14 protein-coding genes are annotated in these 15,876 nt (G+C 64.5%); 3 read left to right on the top strand and 11 right to left on the bottom strand.

Features of this window, described 5'->3' with window-relative positions; all coding sequences use genetic code 11:
- Position 1: 1 nt before the first annotated feature.
- The 5 genes from J7392_RS17215 to yajC are packed head-to-tail and all read right to left on the bottom strand — an operon-like array spanning position 2 to position 4,055.
- Positions 2 to 355, bottom strand: a complete 354-nt coding sequence (locus J7392_RS17215) for an Mth938-like domain-containing protein (RefSeq protein WP_067266397.1) — start codon at positions 353 to 355, stop codon at positions 2 to 4.
- An 18-nt stretch (positions 356 to 373) separates the two neighbouring features.
- Positions 374 to 1,129 carry a sulfite exporter TauE/SafE family protein gene (locus J7392_RS17210; protein WP_209218657.1) on the bottom strand — a complete coding sequence of 252 codons (756 nt, stop codon included), beginning with the start codon at positions 1,127 to 1,129 and terminating at the stop codon, positions 374 to 376.
- A complete protein-coding gene (secF, locus tag J7392_RS17205) occupies positions 1,122 to 2,090 on the bottom strand; it encodes a protein translocase subunit SecF (RefSeq protein ID WP_209218656.1) in 969 nt (322 codons plus the stop codon). Before secF ends, J7392_RS17210 begins: the two co-directional genes overlap by 8 nt.
- Position 2,091: 1 nt before the next feature.
- On the bottom strand, positions 2,092 to 3,741 hold the full coding sequence (gene secD, locus J7392_RS17200) for a protein translocase subunit SecD (protein WP_209218655.1): 1,650 nt from the start codon (positions 3,739 to 3,741) through the stop codon (positions 2,092 to 2,094).
- Between the two features lie 35 nt (positions 3,742 to 3,776).
- On the bottom strand, positions 3,777 to 4,055 hold the full coding sequence (gene yajC / locus J7392_RS17195; RefSeq protein ID WP_067627241.1) for a preprotein translocase subunit YajC: 279 nt from the start codon (positions 4,053 to 4,055) through the stop codon (positions 3,777 to 3,779).
- Positions 4,056 to 4,272: 217 nt separating this feature from the next.
- On the opposite strand from yajC, the gene serS reads away from it, so the two are divergent.
- Both serS and J7392_RS17185 read left to right on the top strand, forming a co-directional pair.
- Complete coding sequence (serS, locus tag J7392_RS17190; RefSeq protein ID WP_209218654.1) at positions 4,273 to 5,565, top strand: serine--tRNA ligase; 1,293 nt, start codon at positions 4,273 to 4,275, stop codon at positions 5,563 to 5,565.
- 196 nt (positions 5,566 to 5,761) lie between these two features.
- Entirely contained in the window at positions 5,762 to 6,478 is a 717-nt protein-coding gene (locus J7392_RS17185; protein ID WP_209218653.1) for a hypothetical protein, read from the top strand.
- Positions 6,479 to 6,484: 6 nt separating this feature from the next.
- On the opposite strand, the gene der is transcribed toward J7392_RS17185, so the two are convergent.
- The 3 genes from der to J7392_RS17170 form a co-directional block, all read right to left on the bottom strand.
- On the bottom strand, positions 6,485 to 7,966 hold the full coding sequence (gene der, locus J7392_RS17180; RefSeq protein ID WP_067266411.1) for a ribosome biogenesis GTPase Der: 1,482 nt from the start codon (positions 7,964 to 7,966) through the stop codon (positions 6,485 to 6,487).
- Positions 7,967 to 8,026: 60 nt separating this feature from the next.
- On the bottom strand, positions 8,027 to 9,409 hold the full coding sequence (locus J7392_RS17175; protein ID WP_209218652.1) for a PQQ-like beta-propeller repeat protein: 1,383 nt from the start codon (positions 9,407 to 9,409) through the stop codon (positions 8,027 to 8,029).
- A 67-nt stretch (positions 9,410 to 9,476) separates the two neighbouring features.
- A complete protein-coding gene (locus J7392_RS17170) occupies positions 9,477 to 10,181 on the bottom strand; it encodes a tetratricopeptide repeat protein (RefSeq protein WP_209218651.1) in 705 nt (234 codons plus the stop codon).
- A 151-nt stretch (positions 10,182 to 10,332) separates the two neighbouring features.
- Here J7392_RS17170 and J7392_RS17165 point away from each other — a divergent pair, with 151 nt between their 5' ends.
- The gene (locus J7392_RS17165) at positions 10,333 to 10,782 is read left to right on the top strand and encodes a DUF302 domain-containing protein (protein WP_231886381.1); all 450 of its coding nucleotides are present in this window, start codon (positions 10,333 to 10,335) and stop codon (positions 10,780 to 10,782) included.
- Between the two features lie 22 nt (positions 10,783 to 10,804).
- On the opposite strand, the gene J7392_RS17160 is transcribed toward J7392_RS17165, so the two are convergent.
- The 3 genes from J7392_RS17160 to J7392_RS24255 all read right to left on the bottom strand — a co-directional run bounded on the left by J7392_RS17160 (position 10,805) and on the right by J7392_RS24255 (position 15,830).
- Positions 10,805 to 11,635 (bottom strand): ion transporter, encoded by an 831-nt coding sequence (locus tag J7392_RS17160; RefSeq protein WP_247744629.1) that lies wholly within the window; start codon positions 11,633 to 11,635, stop codon positions 10,805 to 10,807.
- A 103-nt stretch (positions 11,636 to 11,738) separates the two neighbouring features.
- Positions 11,739 to 13,523 (bottom strand): ABC transporter ATP-binding protein/permease, encoded by a 1,785-nt coding sequence (locus J7392_RS17155; RefSeq protein WP_209218777.1) that lies wholly within the window; start codon positions 13,521 to 13,523, stop codon positions 11,739 to 11,741.
- A 204-nt stretch (positions 13,524 to 13,727) separates the two neighbouring features.
- Positions 13,728 to 15,830, bottom strand: a complete 2,103-nt coding sequence (locus tag J7392_RS24255) for a LysM peptidoglycan-binding domain-containing protein (RefSeq protein ID WP_247744628.1) — start codon at positions 15,828 to 15,830, stop codon at positions 13,728 to 13,730.
- Between the last annotated feature and the right edge of the window lie 46 nt (positions 15,831 to 15,876).

The following is a 15,876-nucleotide window of genomic DNA, read 5'->3' as shown; positions in this document are numbered from 1 at the left end:
CTTAGACCGGCAAGAGAGCCAGCGCGATGCGCCGCCCCTCGCTCAGCAAGATGTTGTAGGTGCGGCAAGCAGCGGGAGAGGACATCACCTCGACCCCCAACCCGGCCTCTTCCAAGGTCTCACGCAGGTCATCGGGGATATGCGCCACCTCCGACCCGGTGCCGAGAAAGACCACATCCACTTTGCCCGCCAGCGCCAGCACTGGCGCGGGATCGGCCAAACCGCCCCAGCCGGTGATGCCCTCCGGGCCGATCACCTGCGCACCCTCGACGACCTCTCCGTCGATGCGGAAGAAGCCGGGGCCGTAGCCGTCGATCGGTTTGGCGTCGGTATAGGTGATCTCGTTCAATCGCATGTCGCGTCCCTCACAGGCTCAGATATTCCACAGCGGCAGGCCGAGGATAGCCGATGCAGCGATGACGATATAGGCCACCGCGCGAAAAAGCCGCTCTCGCTTTGGGTCAAATAGCCGCGCCCCGATGATATTGGCGATGACATTGGGCACCCCGGCCAAGAGGCCCAGCCACAGCACCGGCCAGACCACCTGCCCCGTTACGCTGAGCATGGCAAAAAGCATCAGGTCGAGCCCCAGAAGATAGAGCAAGAAATTCGCCCGGATCACCGCAGCGGGCCTGCGGCTTGCCATATAGAGCAGGATCACCGGCGGCCCGGCGATGCCCGCGAAACCGGTCATAAAGCCACCCAGAGCGCCGGTGGCCGTCACCAGCTTCGCGCCAAGTGGGCCGTGATAGCGCCAGCCCGCGAGCAGCAGCGCCAGAAGCCCCAGCACCACGCCCGACACGATCCAGCCGAACCCTTCGGGCGAGATCAGCGACAGCCCCCAGAGCCCCAGCGGCATTCCGATCAGCACGCCGAGCAGCAGCCGCCCCACTTCGCGGGGCGCGCCTTCGCGCAGGGCATCGGGGAGATTTGGCAGGGGGCCGATCAATTCGGCAGCGGTGAGAAACAGAATCGCTTGGACCGGGGAAAGGACAGAGGCCGCGACGGGCATGATGATCATGGCAGAGCCGAAACCGGCAAAGCCGCGCACCAGCCCCGCCACGATCACGGCCAGCGCAAGCCATGCCACCCCGGGGGCGGCGATGGCCTGCGCCAGCAGGTCAGGCATCAATATTGGCGAATTGCGTGCCCGCGCCCGCGTCGGGCTTGGACCAGTCGCGCTTCACGCCAAGGTAGAGCACCACGTTCTTGGCCACATAGACCGAAGAATAGGTGCCCACGATCACGCCCCATGTGATGGCAAAGACGAAGGCCCGGATCACGTCACCGCCCAAGATCAGCAGCGCGATCAGTGCCAGCAGCGTGGTGCCCGAGGTCATCAGCGTACGGCTCAGCGTCTCGTTCACGCTGAGGTTCATGACATCGCGCAGGGGCCGCTTTTTGTATTTGCGCAGGTTCTCCCGCAGACGGTCAAAGATCACCACGGTGTCGTTGATTGAATAGCCGATGATGGTCAGGATCGCCGCCACGACCGGCAGATCGAAACGGATCTGGAGGAGCGAGAAAAGCCCGATGGTCAGCACCACGTCGTGGAACAGCGCCACCACCGCGCCGACCGAGAACTGCCATTCGAACCGCAACCAGATGTAGATCAGGATCGCCGCCAGCGCCCCGCCCACGGCAAGGAAAGCGGTCTGGATCAGCTCGCCCGAGACTTTGGGGCCCACGGATTCGACAGAGGTGAACTTGATATCGGGGGCGACGCCTTGCAGTGCCGCTTCGATGGTTTCGATCGTGTCGGTGGTCGCCGCCTGCTGCCCTTCTTGGGCCTGCACGCGGATCATCGCCACATGGCGGTCTGCGCCGAAACCGGGGTCAAAGACCTCAGAGATGGTCACGTCGCCCAGCTCCAGCGGGGCCAACGCATCGCGGTAAGCGCCCACGTCGACGGCTTGGGAGCTTTCGGTCCGCAGGGTGGTGCCGCCACGGAAGTCGATGCCGAAGTTCAGCCCCATCACGCTCCAAGCGATCAGGGACAGGACCATCAACACCACCGAAGCGCCAAAGGTGATCTTGGCATAGCCGAAGAAATCGAAGTTCGTATTGTCGGGTACCAGCTTCAGTCGCATGTCAAACCTCGATTGTCTTGGGACGGCGGCGTTCAAACCAGATCACCACCAGCAAACGGGTGACGAAGAAGGCGGTGAAAACCGATGTGACGATGCCCAGCCCCAGCGTGACTGCAAAGCCGCGCACCGGGCCAGAGCCGAGAGCGAAGAGGATGACCGCCACGATGAAAGTGGTGATATTGGCATCCAGAATGGCGCTGAGCGCGCGCTCATACCCCAGCGAGATTGCCCGCGCAGCGCCTTTGGCATTGCGTTGCTCCTCGCGGATACGCTCAAAGATCAGCACATTGGCGTCAACGGCCATGCCGACGGTCAGCACGATCCCGGCGATGCCCGGCAGCGTCAGCGTGGCCCCGATCAGGCTCAAGAGGCCAAAGATCAGCCCGACGTTGATGATCAGCGCGATATTGGCAAAAAAGCCGAACAGCCCATAGGACGCCCACATGAAGAACAGCACGGCGACGAAGGCGACCATGGTCGCGATCTTGCCTGCGTCGATGCTATCTTGGCCCAGTTCCGGGCCGATGGTGCGTTCTTCGACAAAGCTCAGCCCCGCAGGCAGGGCGCCTGCACGCAGCAGCACAGCAAGGTTGGTGCTCTCCTCGACCGAGAAGCGCCCGGTGATGATGCCCGACCCGCCGGGAATATGGCTCTGGATCGTCGGCGCGCTGATGACTTCATCGTCGAGCACGATGGCGAAGGGCGAGCCAATGTTCTCGGCCGTGTAATCGCCGAACTTGCGTGCGCCGGAGGTGTCAAAACGGAAAGACACGGCAGGCGCGCCGTTCTGGTCAAAGCTTGGCTGCGCGTCGACCAATTGCTCACCGGTGACGACGGGGGCGGTCTCGATCGTGTAGAAGACGCCTTCTTCATCCGCCGCGGGCAGGATGGCGTTGCCGATGCCGGGGTTGTCGTTCTCATTCGAGCCGCGGTTCACCACCGGGTTGAAGGTCAGCTGCGCCGTGGTGCCGATGATGGCTTTCAACTCGGCCGCCGAGCCGATGCCCGGCACTTGGATCAGGATGCGGTCCGCCCCCTGACGCTGGATCGTCGGCTCACGGGTGCCGACTTCGTCAATGCGGCGGCGCACGATTTCGAGGCTCTGCTGCATGGTGCGTTCGTCGGTCGCCTGTTTTTCGGCATCCGACAGGGTGATGGTGATGATGCCATCGGCCCCGCTCACGTCGATGTCGCTGCCGCCTGCGCCGGTCACGGTGGTGACGGGGCGGGCCAGATCACGGGTAATCTGCAGCGCCTCGGCCATTTTCGACGGATCGTTCAGACGGACCCGCAACTCCCCCGCTGGCGCTTCTTGGCGGCGCACCGGTGTCAGGCTGCGCAAAGCGTCGCGGACCTCGGGCCATTGTGCTTCCATGCGCGAGGCATAGACATCGGCCAGTTGCACTTCGGCCAGCAGATGCGCACCGCCGCGCAGGTCAAGTCCAAGGTTTACCAGCCCCGAGGGCATCCACTCGGGCCAAAGCGCGCGCTGCGCTTCCAGTTCGGGCGTACTGCCCTGAACCTCGATGGCCGCAACGGCGTCATTGTGCTTTTCGACAGGAGCGTAAAAGGCATTGGGAAGCGCCAGCCAAAGCCCTGCCAAACAGGTCAGGACAATGACAATCCGCTTCCACAGATCAATCTGTAGCATAGTTCCGCCTTTGGGTTGCGGCCTCGGGGTAGGGTTTATTTCGCCGGTTCGGTCTTGGAGACCACGGTGGCGATGGTGGCCTGCACCACGCGAATTTTCACGCCTTCGGCGATTTCCACTTCAAGCTCACCGTCGTCTTTGACCTTGGAGACCTTGCCGATGATGCCGCCTTGGGTCACGACCTGATCGCCTCGGCGCAGACCGGCCACCATGGCCTGATGTTCCTTCGCCTTCTTCTGCTGCGGGCGGATGAGCAGAAAATACATGATCGCGAAGATCAGGATCAGCGGCACGAATTGCTGGATGCCTTCCATGGGGGTCGTCCTTTTCGATGGGTATTGGGCCGCAAAATGGGCCTTGAGAATTTGGCCAGAACCTATGCGCGGTGGCAGCGGGGTGCAAGGTGGAAAGCCGATGCCGCCTGCCCGCCCGCGCGGGGCCAATCGCCGCATGGTTGCGGCCCCTACCCCCGCACCGCACATTAAGGCATAAGGCAGCAAAACCGACTCACCCGATCTTGAGGACAAACCCATGCACGACATCCGCGCCATCCGCGACAATCCCGAGGCTTTCGACGCCGCTCTTGCCCGCCGGGGAGAGGCGGCGATGTCGCAGGCGGTGCTTTCCCTCGATGCCGCGCGCCGCGCCAAGATCGCCGCCGCCGAGACTGCCAAGGCCGAGCAGAACAAGGCCAGCAAGGAAGTCGGTGCCGCTAAGGGCCGTGGGGATGAGGCCGAGTTCGAGCGTCTGCGCGCGCTGGTCAGCGACAAGAAGGCCGAAGTCGCCGCAATGAACGCCGAGGCGCAGGAGTTGGACGCGAAGCTCAACGACATGCTCGCCCGCATCCCCAACAACCCCGCCGATGACGTGCCCCAAGGCGATGATGAGAACGACAATGTCGAGGTGAAAAGCTGGGGCGAAAAGCCCGCCTTCGATTTCAAACCGGTTGAGCATTACGAGATCAAGGGCGTCAAACCCGGCATGGATTTCGAGACCGCCGCCAAGACTTCGGGCGCGCGTTTCGTCATGCTGAAAGGTGCCGTGGCGCGGGTGCACCGGGCGCTGGCGCAGTTCATGATCGACACCCATGTGGATGAGAACGGTCTGACTGAGGTGAACTCCCCCGTGCTGGTGCGCGACGAGGCGATGTATGGCACCGACAAACTGCCCAAATTCGGCGAAGACAGCTATCAAACCACCAACGGCTGGTGGCTGGTCCCGACCTCCGAAGTGCCGCTGACCTATTCGGTGGGCGGCGACACGTTAGAGGAAAGCGCCCTGCCGATCCGGCTGGCCGCCCATACCCTCTGCTTCCGCTCCGAAGCCGGGAGTGCTGGCCGCGACACCGCCGGGATGCTGCGCCAGCACCAGTTCGAAAAGGTTGAGATGGTTTCGATCACCCACCCGGATGAGAGCGACGCCGAACAGCAGCGCATGGTGGGTTGCGCCGAGGGCATTCTCGAAAAACTCGGTGTGCCCTACCGGACGGTGATCCTCTGCACCGGCGACATGGGGTTCGGCGCGCGGCGGACTTATGACATTGAGGCTTGGGTGCCGGGGCAGGATTGCTACCGCGAGATCTCCTCGGTCTCGACCACCGGCGATTTTCAGGCGCGGCGCATGAACGCGCGGTTCAAACCCGAGGGCGGCGGCAAGCCGCAGTTCGTGCATACGCTGAATGGATCGGGTCTCGCCGTGGGCCGCTGCCTGATCGCGGTGTTGGAGAATGGCCAGCAGGCGGATGGCTCGGTGAAACTGCCCGAAGCGCTTGCGCCCTATCTGGGGGGCAAGACGACCGTGACGGCGGAAGGTGTGCTCGCTTAAGGGTAAGCCGCCGCTAGGCCCGATCCGCGCCGCAGGGCTCGGGCCATCGCCTGCCCGCCCCGTCACGCCGGGGGCGTGCCAGATTATGTTGGGCGCACCTTTAATGCGACCGGATAGGCGCTGGCCCTTGGTTGCCGTGGCGCGCGGGCGCTCTAGGATTAGCTGTACCGCAACAGCTAATCCCGCGAGGCCGACCTTGCCCAAATCCTCCCGCACTCTGATCGCCGTGCTTGCCCTGCTGCTCAGCATCGCCTTCGCGATCTCACCCTTTTTCGTTCCCAGCTTCTCGGGCTTTGATCCGAACCAATTCCCCATTCCGCAGGACAACCCGCCCGCGCAGCCTGCGGGCTATGCCTTTTCCATCTGGGGGATGATTTACCTGTGGCTGATCGCGGGCCTTGGCTATGGCCTGCTGCGCGCGCCGCGGGATGGGCAGTGGCATGACATGCGCGTGCCGCTCTGCCTGTCGCTCGCCGTGGGGACCACATGGCTCGCCGTGGCGACCATGAGCCCGGTCTGGGCCGCAATACTGATCTGGATCATGCTGATCACCGCCCTCATCGCCCTATTCCTCGCCCCGGTCGAAGACCCGCTCTGGGCCGCCGCCCCGGTGGGGCTCTACGCGGGCTGGCTCTCTGCCGCTTCCTGCGTGTCGCTGGCACTGCTGGCCGCAGGATACGGCTATTTGGAAGAGCAGACGGCGGCGGTGGTCTTTGTCGGGCTGGCGATCGCAATCGGCACCATCGTCCAGACCGCTTTGGGGCGGACACCGACCTATGGCATCGCGGTGATCTGGGGGCTGGTGGGCGTGGTCGTGACCAATTGGGGCGAGACGCCCTTGGTCGCCTATCTGGCGCTCGGGGGCAGCGTCATCGTGGCGCTGCCCACCGTCAGGGCGTTTCGGCGCGGCTGAGCGCGCTTAGTCCTTGCGGCGACCGTCAGTGTGCTTGCGCAGCTTCGACGGCGCGGCCTTTTTGCGGTTTTTATAGGGGTTGGCATCCGACTGGCCGCGCATCCACAGACGGATCGGCGTGCCGGGCATGTCGAAATCCAACCGCAACCCGTTGACCAGATAGCGCGTGTAGCTGTCCGGCACCTTGTCGGGATGGCTGCACATCACCACGAAGCCCGGCGGACGGGTCTTGGCTTGGGTCATATAGCGCAGCTTGATGCGCTTGCCCTGCGGCGCGGGGGGCGGATGCGCCTCCATCATCCCCGAGAGCCAGCGGTTGAGCTGCGCGGTGGTCACTCGGCGGTTCCAGACCTCATAGGCGCGCATGATCGCGGCTTGCAGGCGGTCGAGGCCCCTGCCCGTCTTGGCCGACACGGTGATCAGCGGCGCACCGCGCAACTGTGGCAAAAGCCGCTCGAAGCTCTCCTTGAGATCGCGCAGTTTCTCCTGCCGGTTCTCTTCGATGTCCCATTTGTTCACGGCGACGACCACGGCACGGCCCTCACGCTCGGCCAGATCGGCGATGCGCAGGTCTTGCTGCTCGAAGGGGATTTCGGCGTCGAGCAAAAGCACCACAACCTCGGCGAATTTCACCGCGCGCAGACCGTCGCTAACGCTGAGTTTTTCCAGCTTCTCCTGAACCTTCGCCTTCTTGCGCATCCCCGCGGTGTCGAAAATGCGCATCGGCACCGGCTCACCATCTGGCCCGGCCCATTCGGTTGTCAGCGAGATCGCATCGCGGGTGATCCCAGCCTCTGGCCCGGTCAGCAGGCGGTCCTCACCCAGAATCTGGTTAATCAGCGTCGATTTACCCGCATTGGGGCGGCCCACCACGGCGACCTGCAAGGGCTTGGCGCGGGTCGGCATCGGCAGGGATTCGGCTTCGAGATCGGCGTCATCCTCGGGCAGGTCCACATCCGTCTCGGGCGCGTCTTGGGTGGCACGTTCGGCATATTCATCCGCCAGCGGCATAAGGGCCGTGTAAAGATCGGTCAGCCCCTCACCATGTTCGGCGGACATGCGAATGGGCTCACCCAGACCCAGCGAATAGGCCTCGATCATGCCGGCGTCGGCGGCCTTACCCTCCCCCTTGTTGCCGGCAAGAATCACATGGGCGGATTTCTTGCGCAGGATCTCGGCAAAGACCATGTCAGAGGGGGTCACGCCCACGCGGGCGTCGATCATGAAGAGACAGACATCCGCCATGTCCACCGCACGTTCGGTCAGGCGGCGCATCCGGCCTTGCAGGCTGTCGTCGGTGACCTCTTCCAGCCCCGCGGTGTCGATCACGGTAAAGCGCAGGTCGGCCAATTTGGCCGCGCCTTCGCGCAGGTCGCGGGTCACCCCGGGCTGGTCATCGACCAGCGCAAGGCGTTTGCCGACAAGGCGGTTGAACAGCGTGGATTTCCCGACATTGGGACGGCCCACGATGGCAAGGGTAAAGGACATAATTCAGGCTCCGGGCCCCGGTTGGGCCAGTTCAGACACGCGCCTTAGCCTATTTGCGGCCTAACGGAAAGCGTGCAATTGCCCCTTGGTGGAGACGACATAAAGCGTGCCGCCCGCCACGACGGGGGCGGTTGTCGCCCCGCCGGGGATTTGGGTGGTGCCGGTCAGCCCGCCGCTTACGGGGTCAAAGCTGCGCAGCACCCCGTCGTTGGAAGCCACGATCACGCGCCCCCCGGCGATGATCGGGCCGTAATGGGCCACCACTTCAGATTGCTTCTTGGGCTTGTCCTTGACGAAATTCGGCAGCGGCGTACCCCAGATGCGGCGGCCCGTGCTGGCGTCGAGCCGCACCAGTTCGTTCAGGTCCGTCACCGCAAAGACAGAATCGCCCGCAGGCCAGACCGGACCGATCGCCCCGTCGCGCGCGACCCACTTACGGTCGCCGCTGTTGACGTCGAGTGCGGCCAGACGGCCCGAATGGTTGCCCACATAGACGGTCCCGTTCGAGACCACAGGCGCACTTGTCACATCGCCCACAAAGCTCAGCGCGCGGCCCGGACGCTTGCCCAGAACAGAGGTCGACCACCGCTCAAGCCCGCCTTGGCGGAACAGCCCCTGCACCTCGCCAGAGCCGAAGGCGAAGATCGCCAGATCGCTGGTGACGGCGGGCGCAGGCGCGCCCAAAACGTTGCTAAGGCTGGTGACCGCACCGGTCTGCCACTGGATGCGGCCATTGGTTTTGTCGAGCGCCCAGCCGGTATCGTCGCCCGCCGTAAGATAGACCAGATCGCCCGAGACGGTCGGCGTGCCCGAACCGGTGGCGTCAAGGTCTTGGGTCCAGCGCACGCCGCCCGTCGTCACGTCGAGCGCGGCCAGAACGCCAAAACCCACGGAGACATAGAGCGTTTCCCCATCCACGGCGAGGCCGCCACCGGTGGCTTGGCCCTCGCGGTCGGATGCGGGAGTGAGGTCACGGGTCCAGAGCGTTTGGCCCGAAGTCGAGGTCGCGGTGACCTGCGCCCCGGCGTCGAGCGTGAAGACACGCCCGCCCGCCACCACCGGATCGGCGGTGATACGTTGTTTGCGGCTGTCGCCCGCGCCGATATCGGCGCTCCAGACGGGCTGCAACGCGGTCCGCAGCGCGGGATGGCTGATGCGGGTCGCGGCGGTGCCGATGCTATGGGTCCAATTGGCGTTGTTCACCGTGCCGCCCAGAGCGATGGTGCGGCTGGTATTCTCTGGCACGGGGCCAGTGGCGGTGTCAAAGGCAGGGCCTTGCACGCCGGGATTTTGCAGCACCGCGCGCACGTCTTCGCGTTTACCCGGCAGATAGGTCTGCTCGTCCGCGCAGGCCGTCAGCAACAGCGCGGCACCGATGGCCCCCGCCACGCCCAGACCCCGCAGACCCGCTTGCCCGGGTTCGGTTTCGCGATGCTTCGTCATGGACCTGCTCACTTTCTGTCTTTCCTCAACCTTCACGCCCCCGCCATTTTTGGCGGGTGGATATGTGTCAGTCACCCGTTGTTTCGGGGATCTCCAGCGCGGCCTCTGCGGCGGCGCCCTCATCACCCGGTTCTTCACCCAAGGCCACAATCACCTGAAGGGCGCGTTGTTGCAAGTCCGGGGTGGTTTCCGCATCGGAGAGAATGGACTGGTAGCGCGCCACGGCCTTGTCGGTCTCACCCTCTTGGATGTCGATCAGGGCCAATTGCTCTTCTGCCAACAGGCGCAGCGGGGCACCGGGCTGGGCCAGCGCTTCGAGCGCCTGACGCCGCTCAGCCACGGGCACAGATTGGCCCTGAAGGGTCACGATCTTGAACTGCGCCAAGGCCCGGTAGATCGGCGCGAGGTCACCGTCGAGCGCCACGGCATCAAGCTGCTCCACAGCGGCATCGGTCTCACCCGCTTCGGCCAGCGCATCGGCGCGCATGAAGTTCAGCACAGCGCGGGCACCGGGGCCATCGGCCTCGATCGGGGCGAGCGCTTCGGCGCGGGCATTGCTGGCATCCGCTTCGAGCGCGGCAAGCATCGCATCCCCCAGAGCTTCGGCCTCGGCCCGCTCCTGTGCTTTGCTGTATTCGTTCCACGCGGCCCCGCCGACGATGGCCACCACGGCCAGCACGGCGATCCAACCATAGCGGCGCAGGTAGCCGTATAGCCGGTCGCGGCGGACCTCTTCGTTCACTTCGTCAATAAAACTGTCGGTATCGCTCATCGCGCCCTGCCCCCGGCCTGATTTTGCCCCTCTTACCGCGCGTGGCCAGCCAAGCCAAGACCCAGCGAACCGCAGCGCCTTTTCGCCGACCGCTTGGCCCGGGGGCGCGTCACGCTAGGTCAGGGGCAGAATGCAGCGAAAGGAGACGACGATGAAAGCGATTGCACTGGCGGCAGGTGTCGTGATGGCGGCCATGCCCGCATTGGCGCAGGATTTGGTGGCCAAAGTCTCACCCCATGATGTGCCCACGACGATGGACCGGTTGGAAAGCGCGGTCGAGGCGGCAGGGGCCGAGGTCTTTGCGCGGGTCGATCATGCCGCCGGGGCCGAAAAGGTCGAGATGGAATTGCGCCCGACGCAGCTTTTGATCTTTGGCAACCCAAAGCTCGGCACCCCCGCGATGCAGGATGCCCAGACCGCCGGGCTGGACCTGCCGATGCGGGTGCTGGTCTACGCCGATGGCGAGGGGGCCGTGCATGTGACCTATGCCGCGCCTGAAACGCTGGTCACCGCCCACGGCCTGCCCGAAGAGGCGGAATATCTCACCAAGATGACCAAGGCGCTGGACAATCTCACCGCCAAGGCGATCGGCGAGGAATAACGCCCCTCCCCGCCCCGGCCATTTAGGGTTTGGGCGGGGTGTTCTGCGCCTTGATCAGGTTTTCCAGATCGGTCAACCGCGACATGACCTCATCGCGGTAGGTGTTGGTCTGCTCGTTGCTTTCCTCATGATGCGCGTCTTGCATCGAGTTCACGATCAGACCGACCAACAGGTTCACCACCGCGAAGGTGGTGACCATGATAAAGGGCACGAAGAACATCCAAGCATAGGGATAGACCTCCATCACCGGGCGCACGATGCCCATGGACCAAGACTCCAGCGTCATGATCTGAAACAGCGAATAGCCCGACTGGCCCAGCGTGCCGAACCACTGCGGAAAATCCGCGCCAAAGAGTTTGGTGGCCATGACCGAGGCGATGTAAAAGATCACCCCCATCAGCAAAAAGACCGAGCCCATGCCGGGCAGCGCGTTGACCAACCCCTCCACCACACGTCGCAGCGAAGGCGCGACCGAGACGACGCGCAAGAGCCGCAGGATGCGCAGGGCCCGCAGAACGCTGAGCCCTTGGGTCGCTGGGATCAGCGAGATCGCGACGATGACGAAGTCAAAGATGCTCCACCCGCGTTTGAAGAAATTAAGTCCGCGCCCGAAAAGCTTGATTGCAATTTCGATGACGAAAATGGCGAGACAGATACGGTCCAGCAGCAGGATCAGCGGCCCGGCCTGCGCCATCACCTCGTCCGAGGTCTCAAGCCCCAAGATCACGGCGTTAAAGAGAATCACGCCCAGAATGAAATTCTGGAACGAAGGGCGGTCGGCCAGCCGGGCGGCGCGGGCGCGCAGCGAGGTCTGCGAGGGGGTCGAAAGATCGGTCATGGCGGTAGATATCATGCGCCGCCCCGCACAGTGCAAGAGCAGATCGCCCGCAAATGCACCCCTCGGCGGCAATGCCCCGCCTGCCTGCCGAAACAGAAGGCGGGGCCAGCTTCTCCGTCTACTCTTCTTCCGCCTGCTGGCGCTGCCAAAGCTGGGCATAGCGCCCACCTTGGGCGAGCAGCACCTCATGGCTGCCCTGTTCAATGATCTCGCCCTTCTCCAACACAACGATGCGGTCCGCCTCTGCGATGGTCGAGAGGCGGTGGGCGATGGTCAGCACCGTGCGCCCTTGGCCCGCGCGGCGCAGCGCGTCTTGGATCTCATGCTCCGTCTCGCTGTCGAGCGCGCTTGTGGCCTCATCCAACAGCAGGATCGGCGGGTCTTTCAGCAGGGTCCGCGCGATGCCGACGCGCTGTTTCTCACCGCCTGAAAGCTTCAGCCCCCGCTCGCCGACCATGGTCTCATAGCCCTGCGGCAGCGCCATGATGAAATCATGGATCTGTGCTGCGCGCGCGGCGTCCTCGACCTCTTCCTGGGTCGCCCCATCGCGGCCATAGGCGATGTTGTAACCGATGGTGTCGTTGAACAGCACCGTATCCTGCGGCACCACGCCAATCGCCATATGCAGCGAATGCTGGGTCACGTCGCGCACGTCCTGCCCGTCGATCTTGAGCGCCCCGCCCGCGACATCGTAGAAGCGGAACAACAGCCGCCCGATGGTGGATTTGCCCGAGCCAGTCGAGCCGACGATCGCCACCGTCTCTCCGGGGCGCGCCTCAAGCGAGATGCCTTTGAGGATTTCGCGGTCGGTGTCATAGGCAAAGCGCACGTTTTCCAGCGTCACATGGCCGCCCGTCACCTTGAGATCCGGCGCGTTTGGCTTGTCGTCAATCTCAGCCGGTTGTTCGAGCAGGCCGAACATCTGCCCCATATCCACCAGCGCCTGACGAATCTCACGGTAAACGGTGCCAAGGAAGTTCAGTGGCACGGTCAGTTGGATCATGTAGGAGTTTACCATGACGAAGTCGCCGACGCTCAGCTCGCCGCTTTGCACACCCATCGCCGCCATGACCATGACCCCCACCAGCCCCGCAGTGATGATTAGAGCTTGGCCAAAGTTCAGGAAGGCCAGCGAATAGTTCGTCTTGATCGCCGCGTTCTCATAATCGGCCATCGCCGCGTCATAGCGCGCGGCCTCGCGCCCCTCTGCGCCGAAGTATTTTACCGTTTCATAGTTCAGCAGACTGTCGATCGCCTTTTGGTTCGCGTCGGTGTCGCTGTCGTTCATCTGCCGCCGCAGGCGCACGCGCCATTCGGTGACGGCAAAGGTGAACCAGACGTAGAGCGCAATGGTCACCGCCACCACCGCCAGATACCAGACGTCAAAGAGCACGGCGAGGATCACGCCCACGAGGATCAGTTCAAGGATCAGCGGCCCGATGGAGAAAAGCAGGAAGCGCAGCAGAAAGTCGACACCTTTGACCCCCCGCTCGATGATCCGGCTGAGCCCCCCGGTCTTGCGGGTGATGTGATAGCGCATCGAGAGTTTGTGGATGTGCTGAAAGGTCTCAAGCGCCAGCATCCGCAGGGCGCGCTGCCCGACACGGGCGAACACCGCATCGCGGACCTGTTGAAAGCCCCCCCCCATGAGCCGCGCCATGCCGTAAGCCACGGTCAGACCAATTGCCCCAAGTGCCAGCATCGGCGTCCCCTCGCCCGCCAGCGCATCCACCGCGTCGCGGTAGAAGAACGGCGTGGCGACGATGATCAGCTTCGACACCAGCAGCGCCAGCATGGCCAGAACCACCCGGCGTTTCACCCATGGCATATCCTTGGGCCAAAGGTAGGGCGCGACCTTGCGCAGTACCAGAAAGCCCGACTGCCGCTCGGCGGCGTCGATCATCTCGGCCTCTGTGGGGATGCGTTCGGGCTTGGGCGTCTTGCGGTCGCGCCGCCGCGCGGCGTTAGATTGGTCTGTATCGGCTGGCATGGGAATTCCTGAAGTGATTACAGGCTACATAGGCCCCATGGCCTTGGGTTGCCAGTACCGGGCGGCGCACAGCCGCTCTGCGCGCTGCGAATGCCGCCTCGGTTTTGGCCGCCTAGATCACTCCGATGCCGGGTCTTCGGGCAGGTCGAAGACCTGTCCGGGGTAGATCAGATCGGGGTCGCGGATGTTGGCGCTATTGGCCTCGAACACCTTCACGTAAAGCAACGGGTCGCCGTAGCGGTCACGTGAGATTGCCCAGAGCGTGTCGCCCTTCTGGACCGTCACCGCGCTGAGCGGGCCGGTCAGCCCTTCGGTGGCGGCGGCCAGCACCTCGGGGGATTCGCGTTTGAAGGGGGTCTCTACCCGGCTCGTCACATCGCCTGCGCGGGAAAGCTCATCTACGCGCAGGGTATAGACGCCCTCATCGACATTGGGCAGATCGCCCCTCCAGCGGCCCTCTTGATCGACCGGCAGGCTGATCACGGCGTTGTTGTTCAGATAGACGCGCACTTCACGGGTGTCCGGCTGGGCACGGCCCGCCAGTTGCACATCGCCCTGATCGGAGTAACCGATGGTGTCGAGCGCCACATTGGTCATCACCTGCGGCGGTGCGGTGTCGAGCCGTTCGACCCCTTCGGCGGTGGATTTCAACACCGGAGCGGGCGCGGGCGGCTTCGCCGGTGCGGCGATGGTGTCGGGCTCCTCCGCAGGGGCGGGGGTCGTGGTATCGGGCGCCGATGGGCTGCGGTCCGCGAGGTTCGGGGCCTCGGTCACGGCTGCGGGCGGTGTTTGCGCGGGGGGGGGATCGCTCTCGGCGGTGCCTGTCTCCGCCAGAGGGGTGGCTTGAGATGGCGCCTCACCGTCAGCATTTGGCGCGGCGGTGTCGCTCTCGTCGGTGCCGGTTTCCGCCAACGGCGTCGCTTGAGAAGGCGTGGCGCTGATGTCTGCCCCCTGATCGGCGGCTCCGTCTTGGTCCAACGGCCCGGCGTTCATGTCTTCAGCCGTACCCGTTCCCGCCATTGGTGTGGCTTGGGACGGAGCGGTGCTGGTATCTTCGCTCTGCTCGGCGGCATCGTCTTGCTCCACCGTCGCGGCACTCACGTCTTCGGCGCTGCCCGTTCCGGCCATCGGCGTGGCTTGGGACGGCGCGGTGTTGCTATCCGCGCCCTGCCCGGCATCACCATCTTGATCCAAGGCCGCCGCGCTCACGTCTTCCGCGGTGCTTGTTCCAGCCATTGGCGTCGCTTGAGAGGGTTGTTCCGACGTTGCGCTCTGCAAGTCAGCGGTCCCGGTATCCGAAAGCGGGGTGGCCTGAGCGGGGGCGGAGGCAACCTCTTCTTCGGAGATAGCCGGGTCTTGCTCTGTCGATACGGTATCTTCGTCCGTGTCAGCCTCGGCTTGCGTCGACTGTCCTCGGTCCGCCTCGACGTCTTGCACGTCCGCATTGTCGGACGCAGGGGGCTCCGCCTCGGCTGTGGCCGTGCCGGCCAGAGGGGTCGCCTGCTCCGCCTGCGCAGCGGCTGGGTTTTGACCCGTCGCTGTCGCGCTCTGCTCTTCGGCGTCGTTTGTAGTTGCCGGAATCGGCTCTTCCATCGTGGTCTCAGAGATTTCAGGCTCTGCCGCCTCGTCCGGCTCTGTGGCCCCCTCCTCAACCGACGCAACCGGGGTTTCCTCCGGCGCGATATCGGCCTCCGCCAACTGCACGGGCGCTGCGCGAGGGGTGAGAATGATCTCCTCTTCCGAGGCAAGCTCCGCCGCGCCGTCCTGGCCCAAAAGCGTCAGCACATGGCCCTTGCCGTCGGGCGGGATCATGGCAAGGGTCGCGAATTTCCCGGCCCCATCGGCGGTGGCGCGGGCCACCTCTTCGCCATCCTTCAACACGGCCACGGTGCTGCCGGGCGCCGCGCGGCCCGCGATCACCGTCATGCCGTCGCTTTCGCGGCGCACTTCGTCAAAGGCCGGAGCCTGCGGCGGCGCCTCGGGCTCGGTTGCCGCCTCGCCCTCAGGGCCGACCGAGACACCTTTCACAGCATCTGGCACCAGCGTGGCATTCTCAGGGGTGGCATCGCGTTCGGGGAGCACGGCCACCGTTTTGGGGGCTGCCTCCTCCGGCGCGCCGCGCTTGCTGCCGATCCAAGCGCCAAGCGCCAGCACCGCCGCCGCAAAGGCGCCCGCCGCCATCGCCCCCATGCCGCCAAACCGGCCAAATCCCTTGAACATTCTCTACTTCCCCTGTGGTTGAGCCTTTTTAGCAAGCAGGCTAACA

Source organism: Sulfitobacter sp. R18_1 (assembly GCF_017743915.1).
Classification (GTDB): Bacteria; Pseudomonadota; Alphaproteobacteria; order Rhodobacterales; family Rhodobacteraceae; genus Sulfitobacter; species Sulfitobacter faviae.
Note: the sequence above shows the minus strand (reverse complement) of the source record. Positions and strands in the feature narration are given on the sequence as shown.

Bases quoted from the DNA above. Each gene is read 5' to 3' on its own strand.
- J7392_RS17215 (WP_067266397.1), bottom strand. From the start codon at position 355: ATGCGATTGAACGAGATCACCTATACCGACGCCAAACCGATCGACGGC.
- J7392_RS17210 (WP_209218657.1), bottom strand. From the start codon at position 1,129: ATGCCTGACCTGCTGGCGCAGGCCATCGCCGCCCCCGGGGTGGCATGG.
- secF (WP_209218656.1), bottom strand. From the start codon at position 2,090: ATGCGACTGAAGCTGGTACCCGACAATACGAACTTCGATTTCTTCGGC.
- secD (WP_209218655.1), bottom strand. From the start codon at position 3,741: ATGCTACAGATTGATCTGTGGAAGCGGATTGTCATTGTCCTGACCTGT.
- yajC (WP_067627241.1), bottom strand. From the start codon at position 4,055: ATGGAAGGCATCCAGCAATTCGTGCCGCTGATCCTGATCTTCGCGATC.
- serS (WP_209218654.1), top strand. From the start codon at position 4,273: ATGCACGACATCCGCGCCATCCGCGACAATCCCGAGGCTTTCGACGCC.
- der (WP_067266411.1), bottom strand. From the start codon at position 7,966: ATGTCCTTTACCCTTGCCATCGTGGGCCGTCCCAATGTCGGGAAATCC.
- J7392_RS17175 (WP_209218652.1), bottom strand. From the start codon at position 9,409: ATGACGAAGCATCGCGAAACCGAACCCGGGCAAGCGGGTCTGCGGGGT.
- J7392_RS17170 (WP_209218651.1), bottom strand. From the start codon at position 10,181: ATGAGCGATACCGACAGTTTTATTGACGAAGTGAACGAAGAGGTCCGC.
- J7392_RS17165 (WP_231886381.1), top strand. From the start codon at position 10,333: ATGAAAGCGATTGCACTGGCGGCAGGTGTCGTGATGGCGGCCATGCCC.
- J7392_RS17160 (WP_247744629.1), bottom strand. From the start codon at position 11,635: ATGATATCTACCGCCATGACCGATCTTTCGACCCCCTCGCAGACCTCG.
- J7392_RS17155 (WP_209218777.1), bottom strand. From the start codon at position 13,523: ATGATCGACGCCGCCGAGCGGCAGTCGGGCTTTCTGGTACTGCGCAAG.
- J7392_RS24255 (WP_247744628.1), bottom strand. From the start codon at position 15,830: ATGTTCAAGGGATTTGGCCGGTTTGGCGGCATGGGGGCGATGGCGGCG.